Annotated in this window: 20 protein-coding genes and 1 tRNA gene; 9 read left to right on the top strand and 12 right to left on the bottom strand. The window is 67.0% G+C overall.

Annotated features, from left to right (window positions below; translation table 11 throughout):
- Positions 1 to 106 precede the first annotated feature (106 nt).
- The 5 genes from Q4A20_RS07525 to betT form a co-directional block, all read right to left on the bottom strand.
- Positions 107 to 454, bottom strand: a complete 348-nt coding sequence (locus Q4A20_RS07525; protein WP_303121903.1) for a hypothetical protein — start codon at positions 452 to 454, stop codon at positions 107 to 109.
- 9 nt (positions 455 to 463) lie between these two features.
- The gene (locus Q4A20_RS07520) at positions 464 to 892 is read right to left on the bottom strand and encodes a hypothetical protein (protein WP_303121901.1); all 429 of its coding nucleotides are present in this window, start codon (positions 890 to 892) and stop codon (positions 464 to 466) included.
- A 177-nt stretch (positions 893 to 1069) separates the two neighbouring features.
- A complete protein-coding gene (locus Q4A20_RS07515) occupies positions 1070 to 2437 on the bottom strand; it encodes a hypothetical protein (RefSeq protein WP_303121898.1) in 1368 nt (455 codons plus the stop codon).
- A gap of 100 nt (positions 2438 to 2537) precedes the next feature.
- Positions 2538 to 3176 (bottom strand): uracil phosphoribosyltransferase, encoded by a 639-nt coding sequence (upp, locus tag Q4A20_RS07510; RefSeq protein ID WP_303121896.1) that lies wholly within the window; start codon positions 3174 to 3176, stop codon positions 2538 to 2540.
- Between the two features lie 69 nt (positions 3177 to 3245).
- Entirely contained in the window at positions 3246 to 5336 is a 2091-nt protein-coding gene (gene betT / locus Q4A20_RS07505; protein WP_303121919.1) for a choline BCCT transporter BetT, read from the bottom strand.
- Between the two features lie 327 nt (positions 5337 to 5663).
- On the opposite strand from betT, the gene Q4A20_RS07500 reads away from it, so the two are divergent.
- The 3 genes from Q4A20_RS07500 (at position 5664) to Q4A20_RS07490 (ending at position 6970) form a co-directional block, all read left to right on the top strand.
- Complete coding sequence (locus tag Q4A20_RS07500) at positions 5664 to 6113, top strand: nucleoside deaminase (protein WP_303121917.1); 450 nt, start codon at positions 5664 to 5666, stop codon at positions 6111 to 6113.
- Between the two features lie 159 nt (positions 6114 to 6272).
- Positions 6273 to 6361 (top strand) — tRNA-Ser (locus Q4A20_RS07495).
- 189 nt (positions 6362 to 6550) lie between these two features.
- Positions 6551 to 6970 carry a nuclear transport factor 2 family protein gene (locus Q4A20_RS07490; RefSeq protein ID WP_303121894.1) on the top strand — a complete coding sequence of 140 codons (420 nt, stop codon included), beginning with the start codon at positions 6551 to 6553 and terminating at the stop codon, positions 6968 to 6970.
- Positions 6971 to 7090: 120 nt separating this feature from the next.
- Here the strand turns inward: Q4A20_RS07490 and Q4A20_RS07485 are convergent, their stop codons facing one another.
- The 6 genes from Q4A20_RS07485 to Q4A20_RS07460 form a co-directional block, all read right to left on the bottom strand.
- Positions 7091 to 7624, bottom strand: a complete 534-nt coding sequence (locus Q4A20_RS07485; RefSeq protein ID WP_303121891.1) for an arginine repressor — start codon at positions 7622 to 7624, stop codon at positions 7091 to 7093.
- Between the two features lie 104 nt (positions 7625 to 7728).
- Complete coding sequence (locus tag Q4A20_RS07480) at positions 7729 to 8133, bottom strand: hypothetical protein (RefSeq protein ID WP_303121889.1); 405 nt, start codon at positions 8131 to 8133, stop codon at positions 7729 to 7731.
- A 356-nt stretch (positions 8134 to 8489) separates the two neighbouring features.
- On the bottom strand, positions 8490 to 9737 hold the full coding sequence (locus Q4A20_RS07475; protein ID WP_303121887.1) for an arginine deiminase: 1248 nt from the start codon (positions 9735 to 9737) through the stop codon (positions 8490 to 8492).
- Between the two features lie 28 nt (positions 9738 to 9765).
- The gene (arcD, locus tag Q4A20_RS07470) at positions 9766 to 11220 is read right to left on the bottom strand and encodes an arginine-ornithine antiporter (protein WP_303121885.1); all 1455 of its coding nucleotides are present in this window, start codon (positions 11218 to 11220) and stop codon (positions 9766 to 9768) included.
- A gap of 413 nt (positions 11221 to 11633) precedes the next feature.
- On the bottom strand, positions 11634 to 11966 hold the full coding sequence (locus Q4A20_RS07465; protein WP_303121883.1) for a hypothetical protein: 333 nt from the start codon (positions 11964 to 11966) through the stop codon (positions 11634 to 11636).
- A gap of 454 nt (positions 11967 to 12420) precedes the next feature.
- The gene (locus tag Q4A20_RS07460; protein ID WP_303121881.1) at positions 12421 to 15210 is read right to left on the bottom strand and encodes an ATP-dependent RNA helicase; all 2790 of its coding nucleotides are present in this window, start codon (positions 15208 to 15210) and stop codon (positions 12421 to 12423) included.
- Between the two features lie 195 nt (positions 15211 to 15405).
- Here Q4A20_RS07460 and Q4A20_RS07455 point away from each other — a divergent pair, with 195 nt between their 5' ends.
- The 3 genes from Q4A20_RS07455 (at position 15406) to Q4A20_RS07445 (ending at position 16689) form a co-directional block, all read left to right on the top strand.
- Positions 15406 to 15828: a hypothetical protein gene (locus Q4A20_RS07455; RefSeq protein ID WP_303121880.1), complete on the top strand. Its 423-nt coding sequence runs from the start codon at positions 15406 to 15408 to the stop codon at positions 15826 to 15828.
- Between the two features lie 140 nt (positions 15829 to 15968).
- Positions 15969 to 16226, top strand: coding sequence for a helix-turn-helix transcriptional regulator (locus Q4A20_RS07450; RefSeq protein ID WP_303121877.1), 258 nt, complete (start codon positions 15969 to 15971; stop codon positions 16224 to 16226).
- Entirely contained in the window at positions 16150 to 16689 is a 540-nt protein-coding gene (locus Q4A20_RS07445; protein ID WP_303121875.1) for a hypothetical protein, read from the top strand. The genes Q4A20_RS07450 and Q4A20_RS07445 overlap by 77 nt, the downstream gene beginning before the upstream one ends.
- Positions 16690 to 17154: 465 nt before the next feature.
- On the opposite strand, the gene Q4A20_RS07440 is transcribed toward Q4A20_RS07445, so the two are convergent.
- Positions 17155 to 18040, bottom strand: a protein-coding gene (locus Q4A20_RS07440) for an IS5 family transposase (RefSeq protein WP_303121873.1) whose coding sequence is annotated in 2 segments (ribosomal slippage) — positions 17155 to 17754 and positions 17756 to 18040 — 885 coding nt in all. Because the reading frame shifts where the segments join, the coding sequence is not laid out codon by codon here.
- A 1202-nt stretch (positions 18041 to 19242) separates the two neighbouring features.
- Between Q4A20_RS07440 and Q4A20_RS07435 the strand changes: the two genes are divergently transcribed.
- From Q4A20_RS07435 to Q4A20_RS07425, 3 genes are all read left to right on the top strand, one after another.
- Positions 19243 to 20058: a purine-nucleoside phosphorylase gene (locus Q4A20_RS07435; protein ID WP_303121871.1), complete on the top strand. Its 816-nt coding sequence runs from the start codon at positions 19243 to 19245 to the stop codon at positions 20056 to 20058.
- Positions 20059 to 20097: 39 nt separating this feature from the next.
- On the top strand, positions 20098 to 20829 hold the full coding sequence (locus tag Q4A20_RS07430) for a glutamine amidotransferase (RefSeq protein WP_303121870.1): 732 nt from the start codon (positions 20098 to 20100) through the stop codon (positions 20827 to 20829).
- A gap of 167 nt (positions 20830 to 20996) precedes the next feature.
- Entirely contained in the window at positions 20997 to 21683 is a 687-nt protein-coding gene (locus Q4A20_RS07425; RefSeq protein ID WP_303121868.1) for an NAD(P)H-binding protein, read from the top strand.
- Positions 21684 to 21712 lie beyond the last annotated feature (29 nt).

Here is a 21712-nt window from a genome sequence, read left to right as displayed (position 1 = left end):
TGAAGCTGATGCCGTCAATCTCGCCGGAGAGTACGACGGCGGCGGTCAGATTGCTCATGCCCCGGCCGGTGACTAATAGTGCGTCCGGATCCCAGTCGAGGACCTGTTAGAAGGTCACTTGGAGCGCACGGCCCTGGGTTCCGTCCGCAGCGTCGGTGTAGTTCATGCGCTCGGCCCAGGAGTCACCGAACCGACCCTCCGTGCCTGCGGCCACAGTAAGCTGCCCACCGCCCACTCCCATCAGGACGAGTGCCGAGAGGCGTTCGGTGTCGGCGACCCGAGCGGCCCGTGCTGCGGCATCTTCGCCATAGCCGGTGCCGACGGCGATCTTGTCATCCATCTTGCCGGGTTCGTCGAACAGGTCCTCGAGTAGATGCATCCAGTCGGCGTAGACACTTGTGGGATCGCCGTTTGTGGTGAAACCGACCGCGGGGATACCCGCATTTGAGAACAACTGGGCATGCTAGGCGTTGAAGGCGTTGTAGAGCACCACATCAACGTCGAGATTCAACAGTGATTCGACGTTGAGTTCGCCGTTGTCGTAGTACGAGGTGTCAACGTCCAGTATTTCGGGGGCGATCTCGGCGGCCGTGGTGTTGCGCAGGGCGTCCACGCGGGCCTGGATCATGCCCACAAGGTTGGGCGCAGATCCGTCGAAATAGGCGATATAGGTTGATTCCACGGGGATCTGTGCAATGGCGACGCGGTTGATGGTGGCGGGGACGGTGACCGTGTTGCCGCCATGATCGGTGATGGTGCGGGTGCCGGTGCCTGTGCCCGTGGAACTGGCGGCGGTGCGGGAGGGGGTGGTCGGAGTTGTGTTGGAGCAGGAGGCGATGCCTGCGGTCAGGGCCAGTGAGCCGAGCAGAAGATGACGGCGGGACAGTGGCATGGGTATCCCTCGATTGCGTAACGGTTGCCGCACAGATGGCTCACCGGAGCGTACCGTGAAAATCGTGAGCAAGGCGAGCCTAGACTTACTTGAGGGTGCTGTGGAGCGTGCCTCGCCCGGTGGTGGTTGTGAGAACTCGACGCGCTGTCCCTGGCCCGGCTGGGGGTGCGGTTGGCTTCAGGAGGCGGGACGGTAGCCGGTGAGGGTGCCGGTGGCCGGGTCGTAGCCGACGACGTAGTCCGCGGCTACCAGGTCGAAGAGAGAGCCCGAGCTCGTGTCCATTCCCGGGAAGGTGATCTGCTCCCCGTTATCGCTGTTGTACATCAGGCGGAAGGTCCTGACATCCTGGGCGTCGGCGGCCGCGAGGCCCGCCGTCATGACGCTGCGGTCCGCGGAGAGATGTATCGCCGACAGGCAGGCAAGGTCGTCGTCGAATCGGGTCAGTTCAATCGTGCGCTTGTCGGTGATCTCGACCGACTGGGAACATTCGTTGGCGTCGCGGTTGGCTATACCGGCTATGGTTTCGGCTGAAGCGGCGGCGAAGCGCTCCTTGAAGAAGGCCAGCGTACGGGTCCCATCGGTGTGGACAAGGCTCTGATCGCCGGTCAGTGTGAGCGTGTCCTCGTAGGAGTCGATCGGTTCACCGCCCTCCGGTCCATACGCGTACACGACTTGCCTGCCGCTGAATTCGGTCAGAAGAACCATCCATCCATCGCTCGCCCCGTGGGCGGCGTACCCCATGATTTCCTCTTCTGAGACCGGTATGGTCAGTGGTACCTGTTCGCCGGTGTCAATGTTGTGGATGGTGCGGTTACCGAGAATGCAATACCGCTGCCCGTCGCGCACGAACACCGTCTGGTAGAAGTTTGACGCGTACTGGAAGTAGCGCTCGGGGGACTTCATGGTCGCGCTCCACAGCGAGGTATCCGGCTGGTCCTCCCGATACGCGGTGCACTTGCCGCCGGAGGCGCAGGCGATGGCGATGTCGTCGGCGATCAGCATTCCGTCGGAGGAGGACCAGGGAGCCTTGCGGGTCGCGCCGGTGTTCAGGTCGTACAGGGTGGTGTCGTGAATTAGTGTGTTCTCACCCCACTTGAGATAGGCGGGTTTTATGGGGATGTCGAAGTCGTCGCTCGTGTCGCCCGAATCAGTTGAGGCGTCCACCTGTGTCGACCAGGATTCGGTCGTGCCCGATTCTGTCAGCGCGTATGCGGTCAGGGTGGCCTGCGCGGGGTCGTCACCGGTCTCCAGGGTGAGCAGGTGGCCGGGCATGGTCATGACTTTGGCGCCGGCTGCCACGGTGGTGGTCCAGGTCTGGTCGGCGCCCTTGACCCAGTCCGGCGACGGAGAGACGTGGGCGACTCGGTCGGTGGCGAGAGGAACGGAGTAGTCCGTGCCGCGTCCCAGAGCCATCCCGCCGCCCAGCACGGCGGCGAATACGAGCACTCCCGCCAGGACGGCGGCGCCGATCAAACGCGGACTGAGCCGGTCCCGTCCCGCGGGTGCGGAGCCGGACTGCCCTGGGAACGCCGTCGGGGAACTCATGCCCCGATGCTAAATGCTTCGGGAGGTCGGTTGAAGCGGCAGCCGCGGGTAGCGCTCCCCACCTGCCCGGCGGCGTCGCGGCGTCAAGGTCCCCGCGGTCTCAGTCCACGATGCCGTAGAGGCGATCACCGGCGTCGCCCAGTCCGGGCACGATGTAGGCGTGCTCGTTGAGGCGCTCGTCGCGGGCGGCGGTGACCACGGTGACCTCGGCCCGGTCACCGATGGCCGCCTCCAGGGTGGCTATGCCCTCCGGAGCGGCGATCAGACAGATGGCGGTGACATCCCGAGCGCCGCGCTCCAGTAGGTAGTTCACGGCAGCCACGAGGGTGTGCCCGGTGGCGAGCATGGGGTCGACGACGAAGCACTGACGGCCGGACAGATCGTCCGGCAGCCGGTTGGCGTAGGTCTCCACCTCCAGGGTGTCCTCATTGCGCGTCATGCCCAGGAACCCGACCTCGGCGGTGGGCAGCAGGCGCGTCATGCCCTCGAGCATGCCCAGCCCGGCGCGCAGGATCGGGACTACGATCGGTCGCGGCTCGGCCAGATGCCGACCGGTGGTGTGGGCCACCGGCGTCTTGATGTGGATCTCCTCGGTGCGCACGTCGCGGGTGGCCTCATAGGCCAGGAGGGTGACCAGTTCGTCGACGAGCTGACGGAAGACCGCCGACGGCGTCTTCTCATCGCGCAGGACGGAGAGCTTGTGGTCGATGAGCGGGTGGTCGGCAACGTGCAGGCGCATGACCCAAGCCTAAATGAAACACCCGCTGCACAGGGGCTGCTCGGCGCTCGAGGACGGCGCAGGTCCGGATCAGACGGTCTCGGCGGCGCCAAGGTACTCCAGCCAGCGCTCGTAATGGTCCAGGACGTCGTGGGCTACTTGCTCACGCGACCAGTCCATGACGTCGTAGCCCTGACCGCCGCCGCGTGGACGCACCTCCAGACGCACCGTGAGGTCGTCGGCCTCGTGGACGACGACGCCGAAGGCCGGCACAGGCGCCTGCACCATGCGCACCGCATACCGGAACCGGGAGCCGGCCACCTGTTCGCCCGGTGCGGCGGCCTGCGCCAGGGACTCCGGCGCAGTGACGACCAGGGTGGCCGAGCCGAGGAAGTTGCGCACGTCGTCGGGATCCTGGGCCTCTGGGCCGGCGACGACGACATCGGCCACCAGGTCCTCCTTGCGCAGCTCGTCAGCGACCGCCTCGAGTGCCGGCACCACACGGTTGGACATGGCGCGCTGGGCGCGGGCGGGCGAGACGATGTCGAAGGTGTGGGACAGGCGGTCGCGCCACGGAATCCGGTTCATGCCGGCGGCGGTGCCCGTGGCCCCGAGCAGGCGGTTGCGGTTGGCGATGCCCCGCGCCTGTTCCCGGCTGGCCTCGGTGCGCATGGCCCGCCACAGCCCGGCCATCACGGCGATGATCACGAAGGAGAAGGGCAGGGCCATCACAATCGTCGCCTGCTGGAGGATGGGGATGCCGCCGGCCACCAGCATGGCGATGGTGAGCACGCCGGTCAGGGCCGCCCAGAAGATCCGCAGCCACGGCGGGGCGTCCTGAGGATCACCGCGGTAGGACGATTGCGCACGGCTGGACAGGTTGGCCATCACCAGCGCCCCGGAGTCGGCGCTGGTGACGTAGAACAGGATGCCGATGAACAGGGCCAGCGCGATGAGGATCTTGCCGCCGGGCAGATGGTCGAGCAGCATGTACAGACCCTGCTGCGGCTCGTCCACGGTCAGCCTGGCGAAGTCGAGGTTGCCCGAGCGGATCATGTTCAGGGCGCTGTTGCCGAAGATCGAAACCCACATGGTCACGTAGGAGAAGGGCAGCACCAGGGAGCCGATGACGAACTCTCGTACCGTGCGTCCACGCGAGATGCGCGCCAGGAACATGCCGACGAAGGCGGCCCAGGTGATCCACCAGGCCCAGAAGAACAGTGTCCAGGCGTTGAGCCATTCGGTGGGGCGGTCGTAGGCGTAGGTTTCCAGGGTCAGCCCGGGGAACTGGGTGATGAAGTCGCCGACGTTGCCCACCAGCGCGTCCAGCAGGAAGGCGGTGTCCCCGGTGACCAGCACCCACAGTGCCAGCCCGACTGCGAGCAGCACGTTGATGTTGGACAGCACGCGCACGCCGCGGTCCACCCCGGAGACGGCGGAGATGGTGGCCATGATGACGCTCAGTGCGATCAGGCCGATCTGCGTGCTGGTCCCCTGCGGCAGGCCGAACAGGATGGTCAGGGCGACGTTCAGCTGCACCACGCCCACGCCGAGTGATGCCGAAATGCCCACGGCCCCGCCGATCAGGGCGGCGGCGTCGACGACGTCGCCGAAGCGGCCGTTCACCCTCTCACCCAGCAGGGGGCGCAGGGTGGAGCGCACGGCCAGCGGTTGGCGGCGCCGGTAGGCGAAGTAACCCAGTGCCATGCCCAGGATCGAGTACAGGCCCCAGCCGCTGATGCCGTAGTGCAGCATGGTGAACACGATGCCGTTGCGGGCCGCCTCGACGGTCTGCCCGTCCCCGGTGGGTGGCGCCATGTATTGGGTCACCGGTTCGGCTACCGCATAGAACATGATGCCGGTGCCCACGCCGGCGGCGAAGAGCATGGCTGCCCAGGAGAAGGTGGAGAAGTCCGGGGTGGAGTTGTCCGGCCCGAGGCGGATCGTCCCGAACTTCGACAGCGCCAGGACGATGACGAAGAGCAGGGCCGCCGTGACCAGCAGGATGTAGAAGGATCCGAACCAGCGGCCCGCCCAGGTCACCGCGACGTTGAAGGCCGCGGAGACCGTCTCGGGGGCGATGATGGCCGCGCCGGCGATGGTGGCGATGATTGCTGCCGAGACGGCGAATACCGCCACATTGAGACGACGCTGCTTGGGGGCTGTGGTGCTTGCGGGTATCGAATGATTGCTGGACGAATCAGGCACTGGCACTCCTTGATGCATCGGGTGCATTGGTGGCGCTTGGGTGCGCGCGCGGCCGTGACCAAACGGCCGTGGTGATGTTTACGGGATTGTGAATCTTTCAGGAATCCGGTGGATTTGCAAGTGAAAACAACTGAAACGGCCCCTTCAGTCGGGCTTGACAGCCGCATGAGGTCAGGGATAAGAGGCCGTGCGGGAGATCCTTCCCACATTTCCTGCGGGATGCGCACCGGTATGCCGGTGCTGGGGCAGGGTGGGGGCGTGAGTGTCCCCGGTATGGTCCGCCAACGCTACGACGTCCCCATGCGCCTGGCACTCGAGCTGGCTCGGGCTGCGGGGGTGGCCGGAGAGGTGCCGGTGGGCGCCGTCGTCCTGTCGCCTGACGGCCGGGTGATAGCCGAGGCCGCCAATGCGCGCGAGGCCGAGCACGACCCGACGGCGCACGCCGAGATCCGCGCCCTGCGAGCGGCCGGCGCCGCCCGGGGGCGGTCTCATCTGGATGGCTGCACCCTGGTGGTCACCTTGGAGCCGTGCACCATGTGCGCCGGTGCCGCTCAGCTGGCCCGTCTGGCGCGAGTGGTGTTCGGTGCCTGGGAGCCGAAGACCGGGGCCTGCGGCAGCGTGCGCGATATTCTGCGCGATCCGCGCGCCAACCACCAGGTGGAGGTGGTGGCGGGGCTGCGAGAGACGGAGTCGGAACTGCTGCTGCGGGAGTTCTTCGCCCCGCGGCGACGCGGAGAACCCGGCGAGTGATCGACTGCCGAATCGGCGGTGCATGCTGCATCGGCCGGACCCTGCGCCCCGGGTGGCATACGGATCTGACGCCGACCCGTCTTCGCGGGCGTCGTGAGCGACTTCGCAGCCCGTCGGGGGTGCGCCTGGGCTTGTCGGGCGTGTAGGCTCTTCCCGCCAGGTAGCGTGTCCGAGCGGCCGAAGGTGCAGATCTCGAAAGTCTGTGTGGTTCATAGCCACCCTGGGTTCGAATCCCAGCGCTACCGCCAGACCGGTCCCCGGTATCCAGGCGAGAAGTCGGATACCGGGGACCGTTGCATGCGCGCCCGCCCTTCTGCGGGCACGCGGTTCTTCGCGGGTGCTTGGCAGGAATACGGGGATCCGCGCCGCGGCCCGCATGCCAAGGGGGTTTTAGCGGAGCCTCCTGCGCGACGCCAAGGCCCTTTAGGATCCGAGCCATGACCGCACCGAATCCGCCCGTGCACTCCGCCGATTCCGGACGGGCGTCGAGCGAGTTGTACCGCCTGCTGTGCGACGCCATGGTCGCGGCGGACACGGCCGCGATCGACGCCCTGCTCACCGAGGACTGCGTCCTGACCCACATGACCGGCTACCCCCAGCCGAAGGTGGAGTGGCTGAGCGACATCCGCGACGGCACCCTGACCTACCACTCCTCCGAAATACTGTCCGCCGAGCCGGACGAGATCGACGGCTTTCCCGTGGTGCGTGGCCGCGCCCGCACCCGGGCGACGGTATGGGGCACGCGTGGGACCTGGAACCTGCAGATCGTCGGGTATGTGGTCCCGGACTACGCCGCCCGCAGCGAACTCAACCCCACCGGGTGGCGCTTCAACCGCATGGACGCCGGCATCTTTTGACGTCCGGCCCCGGTGCCGCCGACACGCGCAGTGTCCGCTTACGCATGCAAGCCTGCGGACACCGATGAAGTCCCAGCCGGGCAGACCTATGGGCGCCGTCTAGGTGGGTGAAGCGGTAGCCTATGTGCCTGAGGTCAGTGATGACAGGTACTTGGCACATGATTGTGCAGCGCTCTCGCTCTTCGTGGCAATCAGGATGGTGTCGTCGCCCGCAATGGTCCCCATCACTCCGGGCAGCCTGGCGTCGTCCAGCGCAGCCGCCAGCAGCTGTGCTGCGCCGGGTGGAGTCTGCAACACCACATCGCTGTGAGCAGTGCGGATCGATACGATGAACCGCTCGACGCGCCGCGTTAGCTGCTCACGATGGGTGTCCATGACGGCGTCGCGTTGGAACAGCTGGCCTGGTGCGCCGGCCTCCGGAATTACGTAAATGCTCCCGTAAGACGTGTTGTGCACCTTATGGGCGCGCATCTCGGTCAGGTCTCGTGACAGTGTGCCCTGAGACACGGAGAATCCTCGTTGGGCGAGTAGCTGTTGCAGCTCGAGCTGGCTGTGAACCTGAACGCTGACGATGATGTCTGCGATACAGCGTCGTCGTGCGGCGGGCGTGCGAGCCGCGAAGTCTGGCTGGTCCTTGGGAGATCTGGAGTTCATTTCAGTACGGTTGTCTAGTGTCCGATGAGAGGCGGGTGTTGGATCTACGGCCCGGGTGCCATCTGTAGTTCGGAGCCATCCGGCCAGCGGATGCCTCGGCTCGCCTACAGCGAACACACTGGCGCCTCAGAGCGCCGGCCGACAAGGGCCTGCGGGTCCTCCGTAATCGACACCGGGGTGATGACGGTGCCGGCTGTGCCAACCGACAGGCTGTAGGCGTTGTCAAGTCGACCAACCGCAGCCATATCGTCGGTCGACTTGACGAAACGACGAACGGCCTCGACCTTCGGATCCATGCAACCAGCCGCGAGATCCGGTTCTCGCAGTTGCGCGGGAGCCACCCTGCCAATACGGCGCTGTCGGAGGCCGTCGAAATCTCTGCGCGCGCCGTCGACGAACATCTTCACGGTCCCGGCTGGCAGCGGCGTACGGTCCACGCGGGTGTCGATGGTGCGTTGGGATTGCGTAGAACCCATGATCCGGCGCCCGTGAACTCCACCCTGTTTCAAGACGAACCCCTTTTCCTCGGCAAGGGCCTTGGCGGTGGTCTCGTCGTATGCCTAGCCGACGAACTCAGTGGGACTGGCCAAGGCCGGATCACCGACCGAGCCGAGTGTCGGGGGTGACGAGGGAGGCCACCGCTCTGCCGGGCGGCGCATTCTGCAAAGCCTGTCTCATGTGTCAATCTCCTAGGGTGACGATTGTCATGGCGTCGATAGTATGCACGTGGTGAACAGCCTGATGGAGGACGGTGGGGTGTTCAGAGCCGAATGCGTCGTGGATGGTCTCCACGTCCGCCTACCCGGTGCGGGTTTGGCGAATCGCGCGAATAGAACCGTGGGCGGGCGTCTGCTCCGGCACGTGATCAGTATTCGATGGCGTCCCGGTCGATCGGGCACGTCATGCAGTGGCCGCCGCCGCGCCCGCGCCCCAATTCGGAGGCGGGGATCTCCAGGACCTCAATGCCGGCCGCGCGGAGATTACTGTTGATGCCGTGGTTGCGGTCGTATGCGACGACGACGCCGGGCTCCAGTGCGACTACGTTGTTGCCGTCGTCCCACTGCTCGCGCGCCGCGCCGATGCGTCCGTAGGAAGATGCCACGGGATGTAGTGAAGTACCGATGGACCTGCCCACCACCTCGATGAACGGGTCCTCTTCGTGTTGGACGCGCACACCGCCGAGTTCGCTTGTAGACGGGGTCAGTGTGAAGGTAGTCAATTTCTTCACCACGGGTTCGTACACGTTCACAACATCCTCGGAGCAGAAGGTGAAGACGGTGTCCAAGTGCATGGTGCTGCGGTCCTTCGGCATGCGAGCGGCGATAACTCTAGTGGCGCCGCCTCTTTCAAAGAGGTTGTGCGCGAGGTGGCTGACCGCCTGGTAGGTGGAGCGTTCACCCATGCCGACCAGCACTACACCATTGCCGATCGGCATTATGTCGCCGCCCTCGATGAAGGAGTGGCCGGACTCGTGCTTGAGGCCGTTGAACCAGGTGGGGAAGCTCCGCCCGGTGAAGAACGGGTGGAACTTGTAGACGGCGCGCGTAAGCAGAGTCTCTCTGCGACGCGCCGACCAGTACATCGAACTGATGGCCACACCCTGGTAGATCCAGGCTGAGGGGTCGCGAGTGAATACTGAATTGGGGAGTGGCGCGATGAACATCTCCGGCTCCTCCGCGCCTACGTGATACGGGAGGATGGAACTGCCGAGAATATCTTGCGGCACTTCGTCCGAGGACAGCCCGCCGATCAAGTAGGAGGCCAGTTCCGAGCTGGGAAGCTCATCCATCCAGGAGCGCAGTTCCTCGGTGATTCCTGCGCCCAGAGTTGAGGTGTTGACGCGTCGATCCAGTAACCAGCTGCGCTGCTCAGCGACATCCAGCACGTCTGCCAGCAACGAATCGAACTCGAGAACCGTGATACCCCGGTCGCGCATGAGTTGTACGAAGGCTGCGTGATCCTCGCGTGCCTTGTCGACGTCGATGGTGTCGTCGTAGAGGAGGTCGTGGCAGTTCTGAGGCGAGAGGAAGGTGTGGGCCCGTCCCGGGGAGCAGACCATGACCGTGTGGAGCGTTCCCGCTTCGGACCAGACTCCGTTTGTTTTCGTGTTCATGATTTCCTTTCTTGTCGGAGGAGCACTGTCAGATGGCCAATGTTCCGGTGGTGAGGCCATATATCGCATACGCTGAAGCGATCACCAGGACGATCAGGATGCCCGTCTCGACGGGAGTGAATACCTTTTCACCCGTCCTCCTTCTCGCCGCGATATAGAAGGGCGTTCCGGGAAGATAGAACAATCCGACGAATAGGAGGTACTTCGGCCCCGCGGCGTACAGGAGCCAGATGGAGTAGACCGACGCGAGTGCGCCGACGGCGACTTCTGAATACTCGATGCGACTCGACGAACGCAGGGAACCGACCAGGTGGAAGACGGCGGAGAAAACGTAAGGTAATAGGATGAGCGCAGACGCCAGGAGAATGAGGTCGGTGTAGCCGGCGCCGCCGAATCCGGCCCACAGAAGCATGAGCTGCACCATTGAAGTGGTCAGCCACATGGCCCCGACCGGCGTGCTGTGCTTGTTTTCGCGTCCCAACCATGCCGGAAGCGTCCCGTCCTGTGCGGGGACGCGGAGGATCTCCGCGCACATCAGGAACCAGGCCAGCAGTGAACCGATAAGGGTGATGATCAGGCCGGCGGCGATGAACTTGGCGCCCCAGGGCCCTACCACCGCGGTGAGGACCCCGCTGAGCGAGGGGTCGGGGATCTCAGCCAGCCTGTCGCGGGCGACGACCCCGTAACTCAGCAGGTTGATCAGCAGGAGTAGTGTGAGAACGGAGGCGAAACCTATGATGGTCGCCCTGCCGACGTCGGTCCGGTTCTTGGCTCGTTCCGAGAACACCGATGCTCCCTCAACGCCGATGAATACCCAGACGGTGACCAGCATCATCGCCTTGATCTGCTCCAGCGCGGAACCGAGATCAGTGGACTGCCCCCAGAAATCGGCGGAGAAGACGCCGAAGTCGAAGGCGACCACCGCTATGATTGCAAACACGATCAGAGGCACAATTTTCGCTATCGTCACAATGGTGTTTATGACGGACGCCTCGTGAATTCCGCGGAGAATCAGCGCGTGATAACTCCACAATATGACGGATGCCACCGTGATCGCCAGGGTGGTATTGCCTTCCCCGAATCCCGGTAGGAACACCCCGACCGCACTCATGAGCAGAACCAGGTATCCGACATTTCCCATCCAGGCGCTCACCCAATAGCCCCAGGCCGATGAGAATCCGATGTAGGAGCCGAATCCCTCCTTGGCGTAACCGTAAATGCCGGCCTCAATGTCCGGGCGCTTCACGGCAAGGGTCTGGTACACCTTGGCCAGCATGAGCATGCCGAATCCGGTAATGACCCACCCTATGATGAGCGGTCCCGGTGCTGCGACTGCGGCCATCTGCGACGGTAGTCCGAAGATGCCGCCCCCGATCATGGAACCTATTACCAGGGCGACGAGTGCGGATAGGGAGATCTTTGCTGATCTCTGTTTGGGCCCGTTCTCGACCTCCGCCGGTCGGAGAACCGCGTCTGTTGCCATCTCCCGCCTCTCTGAAGGAAGTGTTATCCGACGACAGGATCGAGGATAGGCGTGAAGATCTGGGGTCTTCAATCGGGTGGGCCGCGTCTATTTATATTTATTTCTGTGAATGGTATTTGCTCTATTCATCGGAAGTCACTAGATCTCAACGCTCTTGAGCCGGGAGCTTGTGCGTTATTAGCTGCATGCGATATTTGTCGCTCGCGGCTACTGGGACTAAAGTCCTAGCGTACTCTTGTGGTGGATGGGCGGGTCGGTGACTGACGTGCCGTTGTCGGTGCTGTGGGTGCCCGAGAGGTGAGTCGCGTCGTGAGGTGTCGGCGGACATGAGTAGGCCTCCTGCGTTCGGTGTCGCGGGAGGCCGGGGGCGGTGTGCCGCAGTAGCGGGTGAAGAGAATGCTGGGTCTGTGGCGCTACCGGGGCCCGTCCGTGAGGTGGGTCGTCCTGCGACTGGTCAGCGCCTGCTCGGCCTGCAGGTAGCCCTCCTTGAGCTGGGTGAGGACCTTCGAGGTGTCCTTCTCGTCCGCGCAGATTATGGCGACGGAGTCGTTGCCGGCGATAGTTCCTAGCACTTCAGGTAGTGCCATGTGGTCAATAAGGGTGGCGGCGTACTTGGCGCCGCCGGCGACCGTACGAAGGATGATGCGGTTCTTGGCCGCTTCGGCCGATATCCACAGATTGCGCGGGTCGTCGGCGGGTGACCAGTCGGATTGTTGACGGTGGTCGGGTCTGGTTGGGGGTGGCATTCTTGCTACCATTCGTGTTGGTCTGAAGGTCTGCTATGGTTAGCGGCTCGCGTCGGGATGCGACACGACGGCCATCGTAGGTCGAGTGGTTCTGGCGTGTGTCATGATAATGATTTCGGTGTTTGGGTGCATCCCGCCGGTGAGACTCCTCTCGGGTGTCCGCCCAGGTGGTTCGGTGCCCCAACCAGGTACTGTCCGCGAGAGTTGCGGATCGTGGTGGGCATGTGGTGGTGGATTGGCCGGTGCAGGCCAGGGCGGAGATCACTAGGAAGTACGCAGGGGTGCATGCCAAGGGGGACGAGGGAGGGGGCCGGGGTGAGCGCGGTTGCCGGGCGGGCGCAGGCACGAGTTCGCGTCTCGTACACGAGTTTTGGAGTTTTGCGGATGCTATGCACGTGCAAGCCTGGAAGAACACGTGTTCATGAGGGAAACGTGTGTGCATGACGTGGCGTCGCTAGCCCCGGCGCCGTCGCCCAGTTCCCCGAGTTGCGGGTGCCGTCCACGGGTCTTCCGGCCAGGCGTGCTTGGGGTAGCGGCCGCGCATATCGGAGCGCACCTGCGGGTAGCCCTGTCGCCAGAAGGAGCGCAGATCGTCGGTGATGGCCACCGGCCGCCGTGCCGGTGAGAGCAGGTGGATGACCACGCCCACGCGGCCGTCCGCAATCCGGGGCGTGTCCGCCCAGCCGAAGCACTCCTGCACCCGCACGGCCAGTACTGGCCGCTCCAGTGCTTCGCCCTGCTCGTCCAGGTAGTCCACGCGCACCTGGGAGCCCGAGGGCACCTCCAGCCGCTCGGGCGCCAGCTCATCCAGGCGCGCTGCCTCGGGCCAGGGCAACAGGGAGCGCAGGCACGCCGTCACATCAAGGCGCCCCAGGTCGAAGCGCCCGCCCGATGTCGCCGCCAACGCCTCCACACCCGGAACCAGCCACTGCGGCGCCCGCTCCAGGAGCGCCGCTTCCCCGACATCCGGCCAGGGCTCGCCCAGCGTCCGGTGCAGCAGGGCCAACCGGGCCCGCAGCACGGCTGCACCCCGCCACGGCAGTGCGCCGATCCCCTCGGCTCGGCACCGTTCGACGACGGCTTGCGCCACCTGGTCCGGCGCGGGTGCCTTGGCCGTGGAGGAGACCAGCACAATCGCGCCCAGTCGCCGCACTCGCTGCGCTCGCAGCCGGTCCGCATCCCAGGTGGTAAGCGTTTCCTCGGCCAACCAGGAGTCGGCCACTGTCAGGGCGAGTGTCTCATCTACCGGCGCGGCCGCCCGAATGGTCGCCTCGCCGGCGCCCGGGGCCCGGTCGACCTCGGCGATGGCCAGCCACTCCGCCGCGGCCAACGGTGAGTCCACGGGCAGGCGCATGCCGGTCCCGCCGACGCTGGCGTAGGCGGCCGGACGTCCAGCCGCCGGTGCCGGACCACGACGGCGGGCGAGCCACTCCGGATGGGCGAGTGCCACGACCAGCCCGACGGCGTCCGCCGCACCCGGGCCGACCAACTCGCCCAAGCCGGTGATGGGCACATCCGCCGGGTTCACGCCGACGCCGCCCCCGGCGGCACCGGGTCGGGGACCGGTACTGGTGGCGTCGGGCGAGGCGGCGTGTCCTCCGGCCGGGTGCCGACGTGCGGCATGCTCCAGGCGCCTGGCCTCGGCGCGCCACGCGGCCGCACCGGTGCCGCCGCGAACATTCCGGGCCAAGGCGCTGAGGTCGGCCCGCGGTGCGCGCAGATCACCGGTGAGCAGTGCGGTCGCCTCCGCCGCCTGCCGCAGGCCGACGACGTCGGCGGCGGCCAGCAGGGCGCGGGCGGGACGCACCGGCGCCGGTACGGCGGCCACGGCGCGGCCCAGCTCGGTCACGGCGTCGCCGTCGAGCAGTCCCAGGCGGGTGAGTACGAGCCTGGCCGCATCCAGGGCGGGTGCGGGTGGTGGATCGAGCCACGCCAGCCCCTTCCCGGCGGGCACGCCCCACACGGCCAACTCCAATGCGGTGCGGGTCAGGTCCGCGGTGAGGATCTTCGGGAGCGGCGCGGCGGCGGCCCGTGCCCAATCCACCGGCGTGCAGCAGCGGTACACGGCGCCCGGGCCGGTGCGTGCCGCCCGCCCGGCGCGCTGAATGCCGGCCGCCCGGGACGCCCCGACCGTCACCAACCCCGACATGCCTCGGGCCACATCCAGGCGCGGCTCACGGGCGAGCGTGGCGTCCACGACGATCCGCACTCCCGGCACCGTCAGGGAGGACTCGGCCACATCGGTGGACACGATCACCCGCCGCGTACCGGGGGAGGGACTGAGTGCGGCGTCCTGGGCGGGTCCGGGCAGTCGCCCGTGCAGCGGCAGCACCTGAATCGTGGCGGGCGTGGGGCCCCCGGGCCCTGAGTCTGGGGACGCATCGTCGTAGCGGAGGCTCTCGCGCAGCCGGGCGACGACGTCGTCGACCTCCCGGGCACCGGGCAGGAAGACGAGCACGTCGCCCTCCCGCTCGGCCAGCGCGCGCCGCACCGTGGCGGCCATGTGGGCCAGGAACTCGCGCGGCACCCCGCGCGGTCCGAGCCGAGACACCCCTGACGGCGGCGGCGCCCAGACCTCATCCAGTGGGTGCAGCGCTCCGGGCACCTCCACCACCGGCGCGGGCGCGAGGCCGTCGCCCAGTAGGGCGGGCAGGCGCTGCAAGTCCAGGGTGGCGGACATCGCCACGATGGCCAGGTCCTCGCGCAGGGCGGCACGCGCATCGAGCAGCAGCGCCAACAGCAGATCGGACTCCAGGGAGCGCTCATGCACCTCGTCCAGGACCACGGCGGCGACGTCGGGCAGTTCCGGGTCGCCCTGCAGGCGACGCAGCAGCAGGCCGGCGGTCACCACCTCAATGCGAGTGCGTGCCGAGGCGCGGCGCTCCCCGCGCACCGCATAGCCGACCGTGCCGCCGACCTCCTCGCCCAGTAGGGATGCCAGGCGCCGGGCGGCGGCCCGTGTGGCCACGCGCCGCGGCTGGGTGACGATGACACGCCTCGGAGTGCGCTCGCGAGGAGCCCCGGCGCCGTCGGGGCGGGCGAGGACGTCGGCTACCAGTGGCGGCAACAGCGTGGTCTTGCCGGTGCCGGGAGGGGCGGTGACCACGACGGCAGGGGCCGGTGTGGCGGGTGCGGCGTCGGTGCGGGTTGTGACCAGCGCGCGGAGCCTGGGCAGGGCGGCCACGACGGGCAGGTCCGGCGGGTCGGCTAGGAGCCGGGCGACGGGGTCCGCGGTCTGTTTCACCCGCCCATCATGCCCGCACCGCACGGTAAGGCTGACGGCGAGCGGACATCTGTGATGGACAAACGAACTTGACACGGACGATGGTGTCAAGCATGCTAGTCATGTCAAGGGCGCTGGACATTGGGTCTCGGCTCCGGCTGCGCGGACGTTGTGCCGAGCCCTCCCGTCTGAAAATCGATCCGAAAGGAGACCCACATGAACTGGCCGGCTTTGCAAACGATGAGGACCCGTCTGACCGTGATCGCCGCCGCGGCGTTCCTGGTTGGTGCCGTGGTCGCCATTGCCCTGCCCGATCAGCGTCGCTTCGTGCTCGACCTCGGCCTCGGGCTGGGAGCCGGCGGTCTGCTGGCGGGTGCGCTGTATGGGCACTTTCGCCGCCGTGCCCGGCGTCGCTCCGGTGCGGTGGCGGTGTCTGCGGGCTCCCCGGAGATGGTCGGTCTGTGGGCAACCCTCATGCTGATCGGCCTGTGCGCATCCATGGTCGCGCAGCTGGTCGGCTCTACGGATGGAAGCCTCGTGCTTAGCGGCGTGGGCATCGCCGTCCTGCTCGTCAGCGTCGCCGGCAACGCGATGGCCTTTGCCGCTCGGGAGCAGACGACCGGCGAAGGTGAGGCGTGAACCACGCCTTGCCGCGGTAGGGTCGGCCGCTCCCGCGGCGGCCCGCCGCGATCCCGGGCCACTTGAGCCCTGTGGCGCCCGACGCCGCCCACCACCAGGGCCTTCGCTACCATTGTGCTGGAGCGACAGAGGAGATCGTGATGGATAACGACGTGCGCGCCCTGCGTGAGGCCGAGGGTCTCACCCAGGCGCAGCTGGGCGAGGCCGTCGGCGTGTCCCGCCAGTCCATCAACTCCATTGAGAAGGGCCGCTACGATCCCTCCCTGCCGCTAGCCATCGCCATCGCCCGCTACTTCGGAAAAGCAGTCGAGGAGATCTTCCATGTCCGACCAGCCCGAGAGCCCCAGCACACCGGACGAGGCCGGCAAGCCCAACAAGCGCATGGCGGCGGACGATGACACCAATCCTTCCGCCATGGGTTTCCCGCAGGAGACGGCCAAGGCGTCCCGGCGCCGCAAGGTGCGGATTGCCTCCTTTATCGCCGCTGTCGTCCTGCTGATAGTTCTCGCGGTCGCCTTTGTGCACAATCCCGGCCGTCGCGAGGCGGACTCTCTGAGTGGCTACGTCACGGGTGTGACTGCGGCGATCTTCGCCTTCTGGTTGATCGGTTGGTGGGTGCGTCGGCGCGGCGGCAGCTCCTACTCGCGCGCGCTGGACGGCACCGAGGATGAGCGCGACGAGCTCATCTGGAAGTCGGCCTGGGCGTTGACCGGCAGGGTGGACTGGTTCTTGTTCCTGGGGGTGCTGTTCCTGGCGCTGCTAGACGTGGAAGTCCAGTTGGGCACCGTCGCAATCATCGGTATCTGGGTCAACCTCGTCGCGTTGTACGGCTCGCGCTTCTATTACGAACGCTCCATGTAGTACCGCATGTGGCATGCCACTGTAATTTGAGAGGGTTGCTCGTAGGGGTGACCCGCCGCGAAACTCCCGCGCCTTCCGTGCGATTGTGCGGAAAGGTCGTGATCGCATGGGGGCTCCGCCAAAGCTGTGAAGAAGCCTTCGACTGCTCCGGTTTGTGGGCGCGAGTGGAGTGGGCCCAGTTCGAATCGGTCGATCGCGGTCCTGCCTGTGACGTGCAGGACTGGTGCACCGTGTTCGCGCTACGTAATCTGGCTGTTCCGGTTTGTGGGTGTGGTGTGCGAGGTGGTGGCTTAGGCCCGGGCTGCGGTGTGGGGGTCGTGTTCGGCCAGTGCAGGTCGTGTTCGGGCTTACAAGGTCGTTTTCGGGCCGGCGGGGACGTTGTCGGGCCGGTAGAGGCGCTCTCGGCGTTGGCCGGGTGGTTGTCGAGGACGCGGGTTAAACCTCCACGACGTGGGCTAGGTCGTGTTATGTAGGTCGTTTGAGCCAGTGGTCGATGCTGGCGGTGTGGGTGGTGGCTTGGTAGCGGACGGCGAGTTTGTCGTATCTGGTGGCCATGGCTCGGTTGTGCTTGAGTTGGCCGAAGCAGCGCTCCACAGCGTTGCGGTCCTTGTAGGCGGCCGGGTCGAAGGCGGGCGGCCTGCCCCCGGCGCTGCCGCGTCGGTGGCGGTTTTCGGCCTGGTCTGCCTTGATGGGGATGGTGGCCTTGATGTGGTGGGCTCTGAGCCAGTCCCGGTTCGCTTTTGAGGAGTAGGCCTTGTCCGCGAGCACCATCTGCGGGCGTGTGCGGGGCCTTCCCGGCCCCGGACGGGTCACCCGGATCTCTTCCAGTACGGGGATCATCATCGGGCAGTCGGCTGCCTGTCCGGCGGTGATCAGCAGGGCCAGCAGGCCGCAGGCGGCGTCGGTGGCGGCATGAACCTTGGTCGACCACCCGCCCCGGGAGACTCCCAGGGCGTGGTCCTCGGGGTCCCCGTCCACCTGCTGGGGGCTGTCCTTGCGGGCCCCGGCGGCGTGCACATGTGCCCGGCAGGTCGTGGAGTCCACCGACACCCGCCAGCCGGTTCTTGCCGGCGGTGTCGGCCTGGGCGACCAGGGCGGACTCGATGCGCTCCCATATCCCGGCCAGTTGCCAGGCCCGGTACAGGGCGTACGCGCGCCACCACGGCCCGTAGTGGGGTGGGATGTCGCGCCAGGGCGCCCCGACTCTGGTTCTCCATCGTATGGCGTTGATCATGTCCCGCAGCGGATACACCCGGGGCCGTCCCCTTCCCGACTCACGCGGCAGCAGGGGCGCAAGCAGCTCCCACTGGGCGTCGGTCAGGTCATGACGGGCGTAGGCGTCTATGCTCAACGGTCGAGGCCTTTGGCGGTGTCATGGTCTGTTTTCACACCACCCGTGATACCCCGAAGGCCTCACCTTGTTCCGCACACCACGCCGACCACCCCACCCACTTACGCAACACGCCCTAGCCGCCGAGGACGCCCTCCCGGGCGGCGTCCTCGAGGGCCGGGCCGCGTCGTCGACGGCTAACCGGCGTCCTCGAACAACCCCCACCAGGCCATCCAGGTTGGCCCTTGGTGCTGGTGGGTGTGGTGGCCGCGTGGTGCGAGGCGAGGGATGCGATGGGCCGTGCTGTGGTGAGCCGTGCCGGTTCAATCGCGCCGGCTCACCGTGCCGGACCCGGCCGCACCTGGCCGCCGACCACCCCGGTGCCCGGAAGCGGGCCCATCTGCAACGCCGCTTCCCGGTCTGCTACGCCACTTAGGGGTTAACAACGCCGGTTACCCGTCTGCTGAAGGCCCCCGAGGAATACAGCAGAACGTTAAGTTGCGTTGTTAACGCCCAACCGGCCAAGCAGACACCCCGGCCCCTGTTAGGTCTCAGGGCATCGGCGACAGTTCTGCCGCAGCCCCACCACAACCACCGCACAGGACTTGACCACCCCCAAACCGGAAGAGCCCGTAATCTGTGGTGGTTCGGTGCGGGTTTGGGATGTGAGGGGTGGTGTTCGGGTCGTTCGGGTCGGTGTCTCTTTCGGCCAGGGGTCCGGCGAGAATGAGGTGTAGACCTGGTGCTGTCCAGCAGGGTGAGGGTGGTGTGGGCGAGGTGCCTGAGATGGCGGGACAGGAGGGCGTCGTGAACACGAGTTGGTGGCGTCGACACGGGTTTTTGGCGTTATGCACGTGCTAAACACCTGTAAACCTCCAAAACTCGTGTGCTGGAGGCGAAGTCGTGTCTGCGACGTCAACTCGTGTACTCGATGCCCGGCGCGGGACGGCCGCGCCAAGGCGCATGAGCCGGACGGGCTCGGGACACGCTCTCCGGGGCGCCGGTCGGTCGTCAAGGAAGCCCCACCGGGCGGCGCTCCAGAGCGCCGCACCGCCACTCCGTACCGCACCACCACACCCCCAAACCCGAAGCACCTGTAATCCCCGTCACGCGTTGCGGACGCATCATTTGCCCGTTTCGCCGTGCGGGCGGAGCCCGGAACCCGATGAGCCGGGTAGGCTCATCGCGGGACATACTGATGAGCACAACGAGAGGGGGCAGCCGTGGCCACACAGCCCGCAGCCGGAGCTTGGGATGAAGACCCCGCCGGCGCCTCAATCGTCCTGGCCACCGGTCGGCAGCGGCATGATCTACTCGTGGTCGCCGAGTCCGGTCTGCTGACCGAACTGGATGAGACCTGGGGGAGGCCGTCCTCGCGCGTGCGCATGTCGTTCCTCCCCGGCGTGTCCGCACCTGTCGGTTCCGGCCAGGAGGACGCCCTGTGCTCCTATGATCACGACGGCGTCGGCGTGCTTGTGGCCCGCGGCCGCACCAGCCTGTTCGAAGGCGTGCCCGCACGGAGCACCACCGCCCTGGCCCGCATCGCCCCCGGCGCGGGTGTGCGGGCAGCCCTCCTGGTCACTCGCGCCGTTAGTCTCGGCGGCTCGGCTCCGGGGGACTTCGTCGCCCTAAGTGACCACCTGAATCTGGTCGGCATGCCGTTGTTCCCCGCTAACACGACGGTGGAGGCGTCCTGGGATCAGTCCCTGACCGCTGAACTGTCTGGACTGGACGGCGTGCGCTCCTCCGCCGTCGCCGCACTCACCCCCGGGCCGGTGCGCCCGAGCCCGACGGAGGCCCGTGTTCTGGCGGCCCTGGGCGCCGACGTCGTTGTGACGGACACCGTTGCCGAGGCCATGGCCCTGTCCTCCCGCGGAGTGCGCGTGGCGGCCCTGGCCTTGATCGACGCCGTGGCCGGCACGGAGAGCCGGGGCGGCGGCCGACGCGCCGCAGCGCCGCCCACCACCGACTTCCGGCAGACGCCCGCCCCCGACCTGGTCCTTACCGCGGTGGAGAGGGTCATCGCCGCCCTGGGATGAGCGAGCCGTGAGCGGCGTCAATCATCTAGTCTCTGCCTCGTGAAACCCTTCCTCATGCTGGCCGCCCGCGCCGACGACGAGCCCGCCGACGCCGAGTACGAGGCCTTCCTGCTGCGTACCGGGCTCGACGAGTCCTCCCTGATCCGTCACCGCCTCGAAGCCGTGCCCATGCCGGACATCGACTTAGCGGACTGGTCCGGCATCATCGTCGGCGGCTCACCCTTCAACTCCTCCACCCCGCAGCACGCCAAGAGCCAGGTGCAGTTGCGCGTCGAGGGCGAGCTCAATGCCCTGATCACCCGCCTCCTGGATGCGGACTTCCCCTTCCTGGGCGCCTGCTACGGCCTGGGTCTGCTCACCAGACACGAGGGCGGCGTGGTCGACGGCACCTACGGGGAGGAGGTCTCCTACCCGCAGGTGGAGTTGACGCAGGCGGGCCGGGTCGACCCCCTGATGGAGGGGATGCCCGCGTCCTTCCAGGCCTTCGTGGCTCACACCGAGGCGGTGTCCACCCCGCCCGCCGGCGGCGTCGTCCTCGCCTCTTCCGCGGCTTGCCCCGTGCAGGTGCTGCGGGTGCACACCAACCTTTACGCCACCCAGTTCCATCCCGAACTGGACGGGGACTATCTGGCTCACCGGCTGGCCTTCTACGCCGGTCACGGCTACTTCGACGACGACCGTCTGCCGGAGATTCAGGACGATGTGCGCCGTCAGGACGTGTCCGACTCCTGGAAGGTGTTGTCGAACTTCGTGGCGCGCTATTCCCGTTGAACCGGCGCGTTCGGCCGAGGCGTAACCAGGGGCGTTGACGGGCCGTGGCGTGGACACCCCCGGCTCGCGGTGACAGGATGAATCCTGCCGTGGACGAGTGTCCACGGACGCCCAAGTGCGAGGGGCTGCGCGCAACGCGGCCCGCTAGCACGGAAGAAGGTTTGAAAATGTCCCGCATCGTAATCGTCGGCGGCCACGGCAAGGTAGCCCTGCTGCTCGCCCCGCTCCTGGCCGAGCGCGGCGACGACGTCGTCTCCCTCATCCGCGACCCCGAACAGGCCGGTGACGTGGAGGCGGCCGGTGCCACTGCGCTGGTGGTGTCCGCGGAGGATGCCAGCGAGCAGGAGCTCGCCGCCGCATTCGACGGCGCCGACGCCGTCGTCTGGTCTGCCGGCGCCGGCGGCAAGGGCGGCCCGCAGCGTACCGAGGCCGTTGACCGTGACGCCGCCATCCGCTCGATGGAGGCGGCCCGTGCCGCCTCCGTGCCCCGCTACGTGATGGTCTCCTTCGCCGCCTCTCACGGCCAGGACCCGGTCCCGGCCGATCACCCGCTGCGCACCTACGCCATGGCCAAGCTCGCCGCCGACCGCCACCTGGCCGCATCCGACCTGGAGTGGACGATCGTCGGCCCCGGCCTGCTGACCCTGGATGAGCCGACCGGCAGCATCGACGTCGGCCGTTTCGACGGCGGGGCACAGGCGCCCACCTCGCGCGCCAACGTCGCCGCTGTGATTGCCGCAGTGCTCGCCGAGCCCGCCAGCATCGGGAAGGTGATCCCCTTCCGCGACGGCCAGACGCCCATCGCCGAGGCGGTCGCCGACGTCCCGGACGCATACGCCGACCTGGACACCTGACCGAGGCCCGTCTGAGACCCGACCACGAG

This window comes from Actinomyces sp. (assembly GCF_030530635.1).
Lineage (GTDB): Bacteria > Actinomycetota > Actinomycetes > Actinomycetales > Actinomycetaceae > Actinomyces.
The sequence above is the reverse complement of the archived record's forward strand: the minus strand, read 5'-3'. Positions and strand labels throughout refer to the sequence as shown.

Excerpts from the sequence above, each read along its gene's own strand:
- Q4A20_RS07520 (WP_303121901.1), bottom strand. The coding sequence starts at position 892 with ATGCCACTGTCCCGCCGTCATCTTCTGCTCGGCTCACTGGCCCTGACC.
- Q4A20_RS07515 (WP_303121898.1), bottom strand. The coding sequence starts at position 2,437 with ATGAGTTCCCCGACGGCGTTCCCAGGGCAGTCCGGCTCCGCACCCGCG.
- upp (WP_303121896.1), bottom strand. The coding sequence starts at position 3,176 with ATGCGCCTGCACGTTGCCGACCACCCGCTCATCGACCACAAGCTCTCC.
- Q4A20_RS07500 (WP_303121917.1), top strand. The coding sequence starts at position 5,664 with ATGCGCCTGGCACTCGAGCTGGCTCGGGCTGCGGGGGTGGCCGGAGAG.
- Q4A20_RS07490 (WP_303121894.1), top strand. The coding sequence starts at position 6,551 with ATGACCGCACCGAATCCGCCCGTGCACTCCGCCGATTCCGGACGGGCG.
- Q4A20_RS07485 (WP_303121891.1), bottom strand. The coding sequence starts at position 7,624 with ATGAACTCCAGATCTCCCAAGGACCAGCCAGACTTCGCGGCTCGCACG.
- Q4A20_RS07475 (WP_303121887.1), bottom strand. The coding sequence starts at position 9,737 with ATGAACACGAAAACAAACGGAGTCTGGTCCGAAGCGGGAACGCTCCAC.
- arcD (WP_303121885.1), bottom strand. The coding sequence starts at position 11,220 with ATGGCAACAGACGCGGTTCTCCGACCGGCGGAGGTCGAGAACGGGCCC.
- Q4A20_RS07465 (WP_303121883.1), bottom strand. The coding sequence starts at position 11,966 with ATGCCACCCCCAACCAGACCCGACCACCGTCAACAATCCGACTGGTCA.
- Q4A20_RS07455 (WP_303121880.1), top strand. The coding sequence starts at position 15,406 with ATGAACTGGCCGGCTTTGCAAACGATGAGGACCCGTCTGACCGTGATC.
- Q4A20_RS07450 (WP_303121877.1), top strand. The coding sequence starts at position 15,969 with ATGGATAACGACGTGCGCGCCCTGCGTGAGGCCGAGGGTCTCACCCAG.
- Q4A20_RS07445 (WP_303121875.1), top strand. The coding sequence starts at position 16,150 with ATGTCCGACCAGCCCGAGAGCCCCAGCACACCGGACGAGGCCGGCAAG.
- Q4A20_RS07425 (WP_303121868.1), top strand. The coding sequence starts at position 20,997 with ATGTCCCGCATCGTAATCGTCGGCGGCCACGGCAAGGTAGCCCTGCTG.